Raw genomic sequence first — 13,091 nt, 5'->3', positions numbered from 1 at the left:
TACAAACAACACTCTTACAAGCGACGAAAATCGGCCGTTATTTACGGCGCGTCGGGTTTGTGGCCCGTCTGGCCGGATGCATCAACCGCAGGGTTTTGTCCCTCAATCTGAGCGGGCTCAGATGCTACCGCGGCAGGCGACAGTGCGGCGTCGTTGGCTTCCAGCTCGGTGCCTTCTGGGAAGACAACAGGCGTTTGCTCATCCTGACGGACTTCAGCAAACGGTTCGCCCATACGCGTCACGCTCATGGTATTCAGGTGAGCAGCAAACTGGAGATTATTGCCTGCAGCAAACAGGTTAATCACGGTTGAACCCAGCTTGAAGCGGCCCATTTCCTCGCCTTTTGCCAGCACCACGGCACCTTCTTCGCCCGCCTGCGGGTAAGTCCAACGCTTGATGATGCCTTCACGTGGTGGCGTCACCACGCCTGACCACACGGTTTCGATGCTACCGACAATGGTCGCACCCACCAAAATCTGTGCCAATGGGCCGAATTCAGTATCAAACAGGCAAATGACACGTTCGTTACGTGCAAACAGATTCGGCACGTTATCGGCGGTCAGCAGATTGACGGAGAACAGGTCACCCGGTACATAAATCATCTCGCGCAGCACGCCGTCGCACGGCATGTGGAGGCGATGATAATCACGCGGCGAAAGATAAATGGTGGCAAACAGACCGTCGCGGAACAGATCAGCCATCATATAGTTGCCAGCCAGCAGCGCTTCCAGCGTGTAGTCGTGATTCTTCGCCTGAATCAGTTTGCCGTCGGTAATGGGGCCAAACTGCGACAGCACGCCGTCAGCGGGCTGCACCAGACGGTGCGCATGAGGATCGACAGGGCGAATGCCTGGACGCAGAGGACGAACGAAAAATTCGTTAAACGTGCGGTAGGATGCGGTATCCGGCTGTTGCGCTTCCTGCATGTTGACGTTGTATTGGCGGACAAACAGATCGATCACCAGCTTGGTGAGTTTTCCTGCTCGCTTATTTGCTCCCCAGCCCGCTAAGCGGGTCAGCCAGATCTTGGGAAGCCAATACTGTAATTTGATTTTGATATTATCCAGCACTGTGAGCCTCTTGGATTAATAGTGCGCCATAAAATAAGCTGTCTGGGGAACACGCCTGACGTTGCCAGCGGTAGCCCAGAAAGAGAGTTAGCGGATTCGTTAACTCTCAAAGGGGGCGCATTGTAACGATGGTCATGATAAATGTCAGTTATCTGTATCCGAAAAGCCTTTACGCGTTTTTACTTGCGCCATGCTTTCCAGAATCCGGTGATAGTTATCAAAACGCTCTGTGGCAATCTCTCCGCGCGCAAGTGCAGCATTGATCGCGCAGCCTGGATCGTTTTCATGTTTACAGTCGCGGAACTTACACGAGCCGATGTATTTACGTAACTCAATGAAACCACTCGTCACCTGTTCAGGCTCCAGATGCCACAGACCAAATTCGCGCACGCCCGGTGAGTCGATTACGTCGCCGCCGTGTGGGAAGTGGTAAAGCCGGGAGGCGGTGGTGGTGTGTTGCCCCAACCCTGAGTTATCAGACACCTCATTGACCAGAATCCGTTCTTCGTCCAGTGCGAGCAGCGCGTTAAGCAGGCTGGATTTTCCGACACCTGACTGTCCGGCGAAAATACTGATACGGTCGGTGAGGGCTTGCTCCAGTTCAGGGATACCCTGTTGGGTATGGCTGGAAACCATCAGCACGCGATAGTCGAGGGCGCGGTAGATATCCATTTGTTTATCAACAAACTGGCGGGATTCGTCATCCAGCAGGTCAATTTTGTTCAGCACGATCAGCGGGTCGATCTCCAGCGTTTCGCAGGCGACCAGATAGCGATCGATAATGTTCAGCGACAGCTCAGGCAAGATCGCCGAAACGATCACGATTTGATCGATATTGGCGGCGATCGGTTTAATGCCATCGTAATAGTCAGGGCGAGTTAGGACGGAATGACGGGGGTGAACGGCTTCCACGATCCCGCTGATGCCAGCGAGTGATTCATGGCCGGGGCGCCAGACGACGCGGTCGCCCGTGACCAGCGATGAAATGGTCCGACGAATGTTGCAGCGGTGAACCACACCATCGGCGGCTTCCACATCGGCGTGCATACCGAATCGGCTGATGATAATACCTTCCTGCGCATCGCCCAGTTGGCTATCTTCCCATTCGATTTTGCTTTCCGTTTTTTTCAGGCGACGCTGGTGGTTGGCGCTAACCCGACGCTGCTGACCTTTCGACAGTTTCTTTTTGCTCACTGAGCCTCACTTAAGACGATTTATCGTTCACGACAGCGGGTTGTCGCTCGCCGCGTTTGAACGGACTATAATACACTCTATTTGATTTTAATTAACTGATACCACCTTGTCGGTATCAGCATTGAGATTGTTACTGGTATCCTTGTATCGACGACAGGGCACAATGCAACAGGAATTCCCACGATGGTAGATGAAAATAACCTGATCTGGATCGATCTCGAGATGACGGGTCTGAACCCGGATCACGATCGCATCATTGAGATCGCAACGCTGGTGACGGATGCAAACTTGAACGTGTTGGCTGAAGGGCCGGTCATGGCGGTGCACCAGTCAGATAGCCAACTGGCGCTGATGGATGACTGGAATGTGCGTACACACGGTGCCAGTGGCCTGACGGATCGCGTCAAAGCCAGCACGATTGATGAACGCGCTGCCGAGTTGGAAACGCTGGCGTTTCTACAAAAATGGGTACCGGCGGGTAAATCGCCGATCTGTGGCAACAGCATCGGTCAGGATCGCCGCTTCCTGTTCCGCTATATGCCAGAGCTGGAAGCCTACTTCCACTACCGCTATCTGGATGTCAGCACGCTCAAAGAATTGGCGCGACGCTGGAAGCCAGAAATTCTGACCGGCTTTAAGAAGCAAGGCACGCATCAGGCGATGGACGACATTCGCGAATCGCTGGCGGAACTGGCCTATTACCGTGAGAACTTTCTGCGACTGTAGTCGGTGAAGCAAAACGGGTAGGGTGTGATGTGCAGGGATCTGCTGCTATTTACGTCACAACGCCTGTTTTGTCAGCGTATTGTTTTTTTTATCAGCAGTCAGACAATTTTTCATTTTGGGGGGCTTGCGGTTAAACGGATTTCTCGTATAATGCGCACCCCATACCGATGAAGAATTTCAATTAAAGAACTTCAACATCGTGTAAAGATTTCCCGGGCGGGAATAGCTCAGTTGGTAGAGCACGACCTTGCCAAGGTCGGGGTCGCGAGTTCGAGTCTCGTTTCCCGCTCCAAGTTTTATCACTGTTTGTCACCATACAAACCGTGTGCAGTAATCAGACGTAACGCCTGTTAATGTCTGTCCGATATGCGGGAATAGCTCAGTTGGTAGAGCACGACCTTGCCAAGGTCGGGGTCGCGAGTTCGAGTCTCGTTTCCCGCTCCAATCTTTTAGTCTCTTTCTTTGATTCAATCTCCTTTTCTCTTTTGACGTATCAAACCCGTTAAACGCTTTCTGTTTTCTTCATTACGCAAGAAATCCATGTCGTACGCTGAGTAATGTCTCTGGGTTGTGCCTTGAACGTTGATATCGTAGATAAATTATTTTATTAAATACTTAGCTTGATTATATTTATTCTGATGTCTGTTTCTATTTTATTTTTTGTGTCGGTTTGATTTTGACGTAATATTAAAATTTGACTATGTTTATAACCAGAATGCATTTATAAAATCACATCATTTAAAATGACGAAGATTGTTATTGTTTTTAGTGATTTTTCTATTCGACGCTATCTGGGGAGTATCATTTAAATTTCATGAGGCATTCCGGTTATTTATTTAATAAATAATGGATTGTTATCATGGATCATATGGTTATCCCTACAGATAAAAGAGGATGGAAAAATGAATGCAATGAATAGCACTATTTTACACGTTGTAGCAACGGCGGCATTGGTGATGAGTGGTTTTGCTCAGGCTGATGACACGGCAAAAGCACATACCGGAAAAGACCAGGTTGAACTCAAACACATTCATGCTGTACTGCAAAATGGAACGCCCAGCCCGCAGCACGATGCGATGTGTGAGAAACAGCTGAATATGCCTGAATCCAAATACGTCGGCATGAAAGTAACAACAGAATATAACATTAATACCCAGTCAATGATGATGTCAGCAAAATCCATGTTCCCTTCGCCACACAGCACGCAACCAATGGAATTAACGGCCGATTTATCCGCTTTGGGGCTATCTGATAGCTATTCATTTGGTGCATTTAAGCCCAGCGCCTTACCTAACGCTTATATTATTTTCTCTGTTGATAAAAAAATGAAAAACCCGGCTAGCACTTTTATGGTTATTAATGAAAGTGAAACGTATAACTGTGTTATTAGCAGTTCAATGCATGGGGTAAGCAAAGAGGCAATGAAAAGCCTTGAAATGAAGAAATAATAATTCTTTATTTTCTACCGTAGATTGCAGGCCGCTGGTCTGCAATCTACGGCTATTCACTTGACCCACGCCGCCATTCAGAAGGCGAACGGATATCGCCGTGCCATATATATAAAGCAAGTACAGGGTCTTCTTGCGCCCGAGTCGCGTGTGTAACACCGCTACGGTGAAAAATTAATTCACCGGGTTGACGTGGAAAATAGCCCCCATTCCCCATTGACCACAAACCCGTACCAGCCAGAGGAAGGTAAATCTCCGTCGCGGGGTGACAATGCGCTGGATAATGTGTTTTTGGTGCAATGAGCGTCAGACCTATCGCTAAATGGGATGATATCCAGCGATCTTCAGGCCCGACAAATTGTGTAAAGGCGATCTTTTCGTCCAGATACGGAAAATCAGGATGCGGAGAATAATCAAAATTCCAGCTTAATGCGGGGGCTAATAACCTGATCATCGAGCATATTTCTTTGTCTCCCGATACTTCCCCAATTTTCAATGCTTGTTCAAGATAATCAACCGCAGGCAGCTGCGCAGCGGTACTCAACCGCGCGTTTTTTATTGGCAGGGAAGGCCAACTATTGATTATGGGGAGGAGATCGCCACGTAAATGTTGCTCTATGGGGATCGAGACCAACCGTTTATGGATCGTGAAGAGTAGACGCCCGAGAATAGGGTTACTGCTGCTCATGATTGCCGCCTTATCGTGAGGATGGTGTTCCCGCCCGCTGTAGCAGCAAGGAATACATCGATTGAACAATGACTTCGGGAGAGTCTTCCTGAACAAGGTGACCTGCGTTTTTGACGATCTGTAAGGGGACATCGCCGAGTCGATGAGCCAGACGTTGACCGACATCAAGCGGTATCCACTCATCCTGTTCGCCCCACAACATATTCACTGGGCAATCAAGCTTGGTGAGTAAAGGCTCAATGTCGGCGGTATAGCATTGGTCCATCTGGGCTATTTGCCGATAGAAAGCCGCTTGCCCGACTGCTCCTTGCCACGGTGACATGTAAATATTCAGGGCCTCTTCCGATAACGGCTGATAAGCCGCACCCTGTAAATAAGCATTGAGTAAAGCCTCGTGAGCGTATTCCGGTAGCCCGGTGAAGGCGTCCTGATATTTTCTGACATGGGTGACAAAGGGTGATCCCCACGGGGAAAGGACGACCGCATCAAACAGCGTCAGAGAGGCATAGCGGAGGCTTTGCAGGAAATAGCCGCGTAGTGCTGTTGCCCCGCCGAAATCATGGCAAAGTATGTCGGGTCGCGTAAGTTTCCATTCTTTCAGGAGTGCGGCCAAGAGCCTATCCTGCACGCCGAGCGACACCTGCTGTCCGGCAGATTTATGTGATTGCCCGTAGCCCAGCATATCGTAGTAATAAATGGTCCACTGGGAAGCGAGCAGAGGAGCGATGCGCCGCCATACCTGAGAGGAAAAAGGTGTACCGTGAATGAGCACCAATGCGGGGCCTTGACCCATGCATCCCCAGGCGACAGGCTGACCTTCGAAAAGAAAACTATTTTTTAGCTCAAGCATGTTATCATCATATTCAATATTAGCTATATGACTATATAATACGATAATGAGCGTGAGATCAACCCAGGTTAAAGCATTAGCCAGTGAACCACGACTGGAAATCCTCCGGCTGCTTAAGCATCCACAGCAGCATTTCAGTGGGCAGACATCAGCCGATCCGCAGGAGTTTGGTGTGTGTATTACGCTGATCGCTGATGCATTGCATATCGCCCAGCCGACCGCCAGCCGGCATGTCGATCTGTTGCGACAGGCAGGCTTCATTACGATAAAACGTTATCAGAAATGGACGTACTGCCAGAGAAACGAAGCGGCTTTAGCGGACTACATTCAGTGGTTGACCGGGGAGCTATGTGGAAAATAGAGTGATGGGCGTGGGCGTTCCGCCCTGATTGCCGCGTGACCATCTGCCGTATAAAATCTCAACCTAACTTCATGTCTTGGGGAATTGACGATGTCTAAGGTTGCAGAAGGCAAAGACGCCGGGCTGCCGCGTTTGCTGAGCGTTGGGGAAGTCTCTAAACGTACTGGCGTAGCAGTTTCGGCGCTCCATTTCTACGAATCGAAAGGGTTGATCAGCAGTATACGAACGCCAGGCAACCAAAGACGCTATACGCCCGGTGTGATGCGCTATATCGCGATCATCAAGGTTGCGCAGCGTGCCGGGATTCCGCTCGACGAAGTGCATGAAGCATTGGGTGACTATCAGCCGCTTGTTCGAGTCAGTACCGAGCAGTGGAAGGTGGTTGCTTCCCGCTGGCGTCAAAGCCTCAACGACCGAATTACCAAACTACAGCGACTTCGTGATGAGCTGGATAGCTGCATCGGATGCGGATGCCTGTCGCTGACGGATTGTCCACTGCGTAACCCCAATGATGAACTGGCTCAGAAAGGGCCTGGCGCTTATTTACTTGAGCGTTAATCGGCTCGGCCTGCTGATGAGGTTACCTTGTGGCAGGCCAGAACTCACTGCTGTACGACAGGAAACACGCCGTCTTTCCCCTTCTATGCGCCGATGATGCTTCGGTTGCTGTCCCTCCTTCTCGATGAACAAAAGCTCTTGACCTCAAGTTAAGTTGAGGCTTTATAAAAGCACCGATTTCTTGGAATGAGCGCCAAGCGTCGGTGTCTGTGTACTGCTGTTCTCTACGATAAGTGGCTGTTATTTATGGCACGTTTCGATGGTGAGGCTGTATGGGTCAACGAATGCCTGATGCCTATACGTCGTAACGTTATGTGGAGAGCAGCAAAATGAGTGAGCCATCGCCGGGCAGTCCTGCCCGCAAGCCATCTGGATTCAATACTATCGTCATCGCAGGTGTTGTGGTCACCCTGATTGCCACCAGCCTATGGTATTGGCGGTCTGCGCGCCAAAGTCAGGGAGGCTGGGCAGGCGGAGGGCCGATTGATGTGGTGGCGACGACGCTGCACACGCAGGCTGCACCAGTAAGCCTGGAAGGCTTGGGTGAACTGCGTGCGGTTCGTCAGGTGATGCTGTCGGCTGAGGTGGCTGGGCGCGTCGCCGCCATTTCATTTGAGCCCGGTCAGCGGGTCAAAGCGGGAACGGTGTTGGTACAGCTGGATGATGCGACCGAGCAGGCCGATTTGGCTGCGGCCAAAGCCTCTGCTGGTTTCGCTCAGGGTCAGCTCACTCGGGCGAGTGAACTGGCTCGGACGGGCGCTACGTCTCGGGAGATGTTGCAGCAACGTCAAGCTGAGCGTGACCAGACTGCGGCGCAAGTTCAGCAGCTAGAAGCACGTATCCGTCAAAAGCGTATACGCGCGCCGTTTGACGGAGAGCTCGGTTTACGCCGTATCGATCTGGGGCAGTATCTCAACCCCGGCGATGTCGCCGTGACATTGACCGATCCAAGCCAGTTGTATGCCAATTTTGACATCCCCCAGCAAGAGCTGGCGAGAGTGAAGGTGGGGCAGACAGTACAGGTGCGCATCGACACGGCTGGGGTTGCGCCAGTGCAGGCCACCATCAGCGCCATTGAGCCACAAGTGGGGCGAGATACGCGCAATGCTTCCATTCAGGCAGAAGTGGACAACCAAGGGCGCACGTTGCAGCCGGGCATGTACGCGACGGTGGACGTGATGTTACCGGCTGAGCCCGATGCGTTGACGCTGCCTGTCTCAGCCGTAATGACTTCTGCCTCAGGCGATGCTGCCGCCGTCGTGCGCGGGCTCACGCCTGAGAAGACTGGCAAGGCTGAGATCGTCCCGATTACGGTAGGGCGGCGCATTGGCGATACGGTGGTGATTGCTAGTGGGCTGAAAGCTGGCGATGTTGTGATCACGGAAGGTCAACTGCGGGTACGTCCGGGCGCCGATCTGCGCGTGGTGGATAAGCCTGTTGCCGAGGGGGCTCCGGCCACTGGGGGTCAGCCATGAAGTTTACCGATCTGTTCATCAAACGGCCGATCCTGTCGATCACGCTGAGTACACTCATTCTGTTGATCGGTCTCGCAGCGCTGTTCTCGTTACCGATGCGTCAGTATCCGGCGATGGAAAGCGCGACGATTGTTGTCACGACCAATTTCCCCGGAGCCTCGCAGGATGTGATGCAGGGCTTCGTCACCACACCTATCGCTCAGGCGATTGCCAGCGCTAACGGCATCGAATATCTGAGTTCAACGTCCACGCTGGGGCGCAGCGAGATCAAGGCAAAACTGGTTCTCAATGCGGATGCGGATCGGTCCATGACCGAAGTGCTGGCCAAGGTGCAGCAGGTGAAGTACCGCTTGCCCGAAGGCGTATACGATCCAGAGATCAAGAAGATCACTGACGGCGTGTCGGCGGTGCAGTATCTGTCCTTCGTCAGCGATCAGCAGAGCATTCCCGAGATTACGGACTTCATCAACCGCGTGGTACAGCCGCAGATCACTTCGGTGCCGGGCGTCGCGTCAGCGGAGACGAGTGGTGGGCAAACTATCGCAATGCGCCTCTGGGTCGATCCGATCAAACTGGCCGCCCGGGGGATGACCGCCAGCGATCTGGCCGCGGCGCTGCGTGAAAATAACGTGCAGGCCGCACCCGGTGCGCTACGTGGCCGTGACAACCTGATTCCGATCACGGCGGCTACTGACATGCGTAGCGTGCAGGACTTTCGCGATCTGGTGATCAAACGTGGAGACAACGGTGTTGTACGCGTCGGCGATATCGCCACCGTCGAACTGGGTGGTCAGAACTACGACAGCAGTTTTTTGAACGATGGTGCGCGTGCGGTAGCCATCGCCATCTCGCCGACGCCTGATGGTAATCCGCTAGAGATCGTGGCTGGTGTTGACGCGTTACTGCCTGATTTGCAGCGTGCCGCGCCTCCTGGCTTGAAGGTGGTCAATAACTTCGATACTGCGCGCTTCGTCAATGCGGCGATCGATGAAGTCATGAAGACCTTGCTGGAGGCGGTTGTCATCGTGGTGGTGGTGATCTTCCTGTTTCTGGGGACTTTCCGCGCCGTTCTCATTCCCATTGTCACCATTCCGCTGTCGCTCGTCGGCACAGCCTCACTGATGCTGGCTTTTGGTTTCTCGATCAATCTGTTGACCCTGCTGGCGATGGTGCTGGCCATCGGGTTGGTGGTGGACGATGCCATTGTGGTGGTGGAGAACATCCATCGACATATTGAGGAAGGGCTGTCGCCGGGCAAGGCGGCTATCGTGGGCGCGCGTGAGATCGTATGGCCCGTCATCGGCATGACGGTCACGCTGGCAGCTGTCTATGCGCCCATTGGTATGATGGGAGGCATCACCGGTGCGCTCTTTAAAGAGTTTGCTTTCACGCTGGCTTGCTCGGTGATTGTCTCTGGCGTGATTGCCTTGACGCTGTCGCCCATGATGAGCAGCTACATGCTCAACTCGCAGATGTCTGAGGGCCGCATGGCCAAGGCTGTCGAACGCACGATGCACAATCTGGCCGTGCGCTATGGCCGTCTTTTGGGCTACGTACTGCATGCCCGCGCGGCAGTGATGATGGTCTGTGTGGCAGTACTGGGTGGCATTGTTGTTCTGTTCATGGGGGTACAGCGCGAGCTGGCACCGGGCGAGGATCAGGGCTACGTGTTCGTGCAGACCAAGTCACCTCAGTACGCCAACGTGAGTTACACCGAGCGGACTGGGGTGGCGGTCGAAAGCATCTTTCGTTCGCTTCCTGACTATCAGGGCAGTTTCATGGTCAATGGCTATAACGGCCAGAATGCGGGGTTTGGCGGCGTTGTGCTTAAGCCTTGGGAAGAGCGGCAGATGACGGCAAATCAGGTCGAGGGCTCGCTGAATGCACGTAGTGGCGGCATTACCAGCTCCTTTGTTACCGCTTTCCAGCCCGCGCCTTTACCTGCTGGCAGCGACGGCTTGCCCGTACAAATGGTTCTCCGTTCACCCGCAAATTTCACCGAATTATATGGCGTGCTTGAAAACATCAAGGGGGCGGCATGGGGCAGCGGTCTGTTCGCATTTGTCGACAGCGATCTGGCTTTTGACAGTCCGCAGGCTCGCCTGACTATCAACGCGGCTAAAGCGGGTGAAATGGGCGTCACGATGAGTGCCGTGGCGGATACGCTGGCGGTGCTCGTCGGCGAGAACTACATCAACCGCTTCAACTGGTTTGATCGTTCCTACGATGTCATCGCGCAGGTTCCGCAGGATAAACGCCGCGCGCCGGGCGACTTGACGGGCTACTACGTGCGTGCCGAATCGGGCCGTCTGGTACCGCTGTCCACCGTGGTCGATGTGCAAGTGCAGCCACAGGCCAACCGTCTGCCGCAGTTTAACCAGATGAACGCCGTGACGCTTTCGGGCGTGCTGTTGCCGGGTGTCACGATGGGACAGGCTGTCGATTTTCTGAAAGCGCAGCCTTTGCCACCGGGTACGCAGGTAGACTGGCTCTCTGATAGCCGCCAGTTCGTCAAGGAAGGCAATCGCCTGATTGTCTCGTTTGGCTTCGCGCTGATCGTTATCTTTCTGGTACTGGCTGCGCAGTACGAGAGTTTCCGCGATCCGTTAGTGATTCTGGTGACGGTGCCGCTTGCCATCTGTGGCGCGCTGCTGCCGCTGTGGCTCGGGTTTGCCACCATGAACATTTATACCCAGATCGGACTGGTGACGCTGATCGGCCTGATATCCAAGCACGGCATTCTGATGGTTTCCTTCGCGAATGACATCCAGAAGCATGAAGGCCTCAGCCCGATGGAAGCCATGCACAAGGCGGCCATGATCCGTATGCGGCCGGTGCTGATGACCACGGCTGCCATGGTCGCTGGCCTCATTCCGCTGCTGTTCGCTGGCGGAGCTGGTGCTGCCAGCCGCTACTCTATCGGTATTGTGGTGGTAGCTGGCCTGATGATTGGCACGCTGTTTACGCTATTTGTTCTGCCAACGATTTATACCCTGCTGGCGCGTGACCACCGTGCGTCTGCCGCCTCCGAACGTGAGCGTGAACTGAATGATGAGGTTTCTAAACATGCGTAATCCTCCACGTAACGTTTACGTAAGGCCTGTTCTGACGGCGTTGGCGACGGCGCTGCTGCTATCAGGCTGCTCCCTGGCACCTGTGAACCAACGGCCTGCTGCGCCGATTCCCTCTCAGTGGAGTGATGGCGTTGAGGGAAGCAACGCCGGTACGTCGAGCAAGCAAAACGCTTTAGCCACCCGCGCACTGGACTGGCAAGCCTTTGTCACTGACGATGGGCTGCGTGGGCTGATTACGCTTGCGTTGAACAACAACCGCGACTTGCGCCAGACTCTGCTTAACGTTGACGCGGCGCGTGCGCAGTACCGTGTGCAGCGTGCCGATCGATTACCGGGTGCCCAGATTGACGGAAGCGGCATGCGTCAGCGCATCCCTGAAGATCTTCGTACGCCGGGTGCTTCATCGGTGCAGAGCAACTATCAGGCCGGTGTGGGGCTGACTTCCTTCGAACTGGATCTATTCGGGCGCGTTCGCAATCTCTCCGAAGCGGCTATGCAGGAGTATCTGGCAACTGAGGAAGCTGCACGTAGCGCGCAGATCAGTCTGGTTAGCGAGGTTATACAGGCCTACCTGACGCGCGATAGTGCGCAGCGGCGCTATCTGCTCGCCACGCGCATCCTTGAGGCGCGCGAAGCGTCACTCAGGCTGATTGATCAGCGCCGTGCGCTTGGCGCAGCCAACGAGTTGGACTATCAGGAGAGTCTGGGTCAGACCCAGCAGGTGCGTGCAGATTTGGAACGTATCGATCGTGAATTCCGTCAGGCAAACAATGCGCTGGCACTGTTGGTTGGAGTGAACGATGTACGGCCACATCTGCCTGCGTCCTCAGGTACAGGGACTCTGTTGGTGCAGGCGCTTGCACCGGGGACGCCGTCGGACCTGCTAGAGCAGAGGCCGGATATTCGTGCCGCAGAGCATCGGTTGCAGGCGCGCAATGCCAGCATCGGTGCTGCTCGCGCCGCGTTCTTCCCACGTATTTCCCTGACTGGTCTGTTCGGCAGTTCGAGTTCTGAACTGTCCAACCTGTTTGAGTCTGGTCAGCGGGCGTGGTCCTTCGCACCGCAGATCACGCTGCCGATCTTCGATGGCGGGCGCAACCGGGCTAATCTGGATCTGTCTCTTGTACGGAAGGACATCGCCATTGCCGATTATCAGCAGGCGATTCAGGTGGCATTCCGTGAGGTATCGGATGCGCTTGCGGCGACCGACACCTTGCGCCGAGAAGAACAAGCGCAGCGTGCGTTCGCCCAATCAAGCTCTCGGGCGCTGCAGCTTGCGGAAGACCGTTACCGCAGCGGTTCCGATGATCATCTGCGGCTGCTCGACGCGCAACGTAACGATTTTGCCAGCCAGATGACACTCGTCCAGATAGAAACCCAGAGACAGATCGCGCTGGCAACGCTCTTTCGTACCTTAGGCGGCAGTTGGCGAGGCGATGTGCCTGCGCAGGGTAGGGGGCAAACCGGCAGCAATCTGGCTTATGCAAGCATAGCGAGTCGATGACGCACGTTGAAAAGAGCGCCCGGCCTTGATTGGCCGGGTTGCTTTTGCCTCGCTGAAATCAGAGGAGCATCGCTTCGCTCACTTTCCGAAAAATAGTTGAATAAGAGGATTGACCTTAAGTTAAGTTGAGGTTGTATAAACAC

Annotated in this window: 11 protein-coding genes and 2 tRNA genes; 9 read left to right on the top strand and 4 right to left on the bottom strand. The window is 53.9% G+C overall.

All coding sequences use genetic code 11. The features are described 5' to 3' along the window. Positions 1-41 precede the first annotated feature (41 nt). Positions 42-1,070, bottom strand: coding sequence for an archaetidylserine decarboxylase (gene asd / locus HP572_RS17255; RefSeq protein WP_240583854.1), 1,029 nt, complete (start codon positions 1,068-1,070; stop codon positions 42-44). A 144-nt stretch (positions 1,071-1,214) separates the two neighbouring features. Further along, entirely contained in the window at positions 1,215-2,264 is a 1,050-nt protein-coding gene (gene rsgA / locus HP572_RS17250; RefSeq protein WP_240583853.1) for a small ribosomal subunit biogenesis GTPase RsgA, read from the bottom strand. Between the two features lie 183 nt (positions 2,265-2,447). On the opposite strand from rsgA, the gene orn reads away from it, so the two are divergent. The 4 genes from orn to HP572_RS17230 all read left to right on the top strand — a co-directional run bounded on the left by orn (position 2,448) and on the right by HP572_RS17230 (position 4,438). After that, positions 2,448-2,990: an oligoribonuclease gene (gene orn / locus HP572_RS17245; protein ID WP_205554990.1), complete on the top strand. Its 543-nt coding sequence runs from the start codon at positions 2,448-2,450 to the stop codon at positions 2,988-2,990. A gap of 216 nt (positions 2,991-3,206) precedes the next feature. After that, positions 3,207-3,282: transfer RNA gene (locus HP572_RS17240), tRNA-Gly, on the top strand. A gap of 76 nt (positions 3,283-3,358) precedes the next feature. Next, a tRNA-Gly gene (locus HP572_RS17235) sits at positions 3,359-3,434 on the top strand. 458 nt (positions 3,435-3,892) lie between these two features. After that, positions 3,893-4,438 carry a hypothetical protein gene (locus tag HP572_RS17230; protein ID WP_240583852.1) on the top strand — a complete coding sequence of 182 codons (546 nt, stop codon included), beginning with the start codon at positions 3,893-3,895 and terminating at the stop codon, positions 4,436-4,438. Positions 4,439-4,490: 52 nt separating this feature from the next. On the opposite strand, the gene HP572_RS17225 is transcribed toward HP572_RS17230, so the two are convergent. After that, a complete protein-coding gene (locus HP572_RS17225) occupies positions 4,491-5,126 on the bottom strand; it encodes a dimethylsulfonioproprionate lyase family protein (protein WP_240583851.1) in 636 nt (211 codons plus the stop codon). Positions 5,127-5,136: 10 nt separating this feature from the next. Then, the gene (locus tag HP572_RS17220) at positions 5,137-5,976 is read right to left on the bottom strand and encodes an alpha/beta fold hydrolase (RefSeq protein ID WP_240583850.1); all 840 of its coding nucleotides are present in this window, start codon (positions 5,974-5,976) and stop codon (positions 5,137-5,139) included. A 46-nt stretch (positions 5,977-6,022) separates the two neighbouring features. Between HP572_RS17220 and HP572_RS17215 the strand changes: the two genes are divergently transcribed. From HP572_RS17215 to HP572_RS17195, 5 genes are all read left to right on the top strand, one after another. Continuing rightward, complete coding sequence (locus HP572_RS17215) at positions 6,023-6,337, top strand: helix-turn-helix transcriptional regulator (RefSeq protein WP_240583849.1); 315 nt, start codon at positions 6,023-6,025, stop codon at positions 6,335-6,337. Positions 6,338-6,427: 90 nt separating this feature from the next. Continuing rightward, positions 6,428-6,895, top strand: a complete 468-nt coding sequence (gene soxR / locus HP572_RS17210; RefSeq protein ID WP_205554985.1) for a redox-sensitive transcriptional activator SoxR — start codon at positions 6,428-6,430, stop codon at positions 6,893-6,895. A gap of 329 nt (positions 6,896-7,224) precedes the next feature. Beyond that, positions 7,225-8,370 carry an efflux RND transporter periplasmic adaptor subunit gene (locus HP572_RS17205; protein WP_240583848.1) on the top strand — a complete coding sequence of 382 codons (1,146 nt, stop codon included), beginning with the start codon at positions 7,225-7,227 and terminating at the stop codon, positions 8,368-8,370. Then, positions 8,367-11,444 (top strand): efflux RND transporter permease subunit, encoded by a 3,078-nt coding sequence (locus HP572_RS17200; protein WP_240583847.1) that lies wholly within the window; start codon positions 8,367-8,369, stop codon positions 11,442-11,444. Before HP572_RS17205 ends, HP572_RS17200 begins: the two co-directional genes overlap by 4 nt. After that, the gene (locus HP572_RS17195; protein ID WP_240583846.1) at positions 11,437-12,948 is read left to right on the top strand and encodes an efflux transporter outer membrane subunit; all 1,512 of its coding nucleotides are present in this window, start codon (positions 11,437-11,439) and stop codon (positions 12,946-12,948) included. The genes HP572_RS17200 and HP572_RS17195 overlap by 8 nt, the downstream gene beginning before the upstream one ends. The last annotated feature ends 143 nt before the right edge of the window (positions 12,949-13,091 follow it).

It is taken from the genome of Pectobacterium sp. PL64, assembly GCF_022477975.1.
In the GTDB taxonomy this organism is placed as follows: domain Bacteria; phylum Pseudomonadota; class Gammaproteobacteria; order Enterobacterales; family Enterobacteriaceae; genus Pectobacterium; species Pectobacterium jejuense.
This window is presented reverse-complemented; position numbering and strand designations above follow the sequence as displayed.

Coding starts and splice junctions, on each gene's coding strand:
- HP572_RS17220 (WP_240583850.1), bottom strand. CDS start 5,976: ATGCTTGAGCTAAAAAATAGTTTTCTTTTCGAAGGTCAGCCTGTCGCC.
- HP572_RS17200 (WP_240583847.1), top strand. CDS start 8,367: ATGAAGTTTACCGATCTGTTCATCAAACGGCCGATCCTGTCGATCACG.
- HP572_RS17230 (WP_240583852.1), top strand. CDS start 3,893: ATGAATGCAATGAATAGCACTATTTTACACGTTGTAGCAACGGCGGCA.
- HP572_RS17195 (WP_240583846.1), top strand. CDS start 11,437: ATGCGTAATCCTCCACGTAACGTTTACGTAAGGCCTGTTCTGACGGCG.
- HP572_RS17225 (WP_240583851.1), bottom strand. CDS start 5,126: ATGAGCAGCAGTAACCCTATTCTCGGGCGTCTACTCTTCACGATCCAT.
- HP572_RS17205 (WP_240583848.1), top strand. CDS start 7,225: ATGAGTGAGCCATCGCCGGGCAGTCCTGCCCGCAAGCCATCTGGATTC.
- orn (WP_205554990.1), top strand. CDS start 2,448: ATGGTAGATGAAAATAACCTGATCTGGATCGATCTCGAGATGACGGGT.
- HP572_RS17215 (WP_240583849.1), top strand. CDS start 6,023: ATGAGCGTGAGATCAACCCAGGTTAAAGCATTAGCCAGTGAACCACGA.
- soxR (WP_205554985.1), top strand. CDS start 6,428: ATGTCTAAGGTTGCAGAAGGCAAAGACGCCGGGCTGCCGCGTTTGCTG.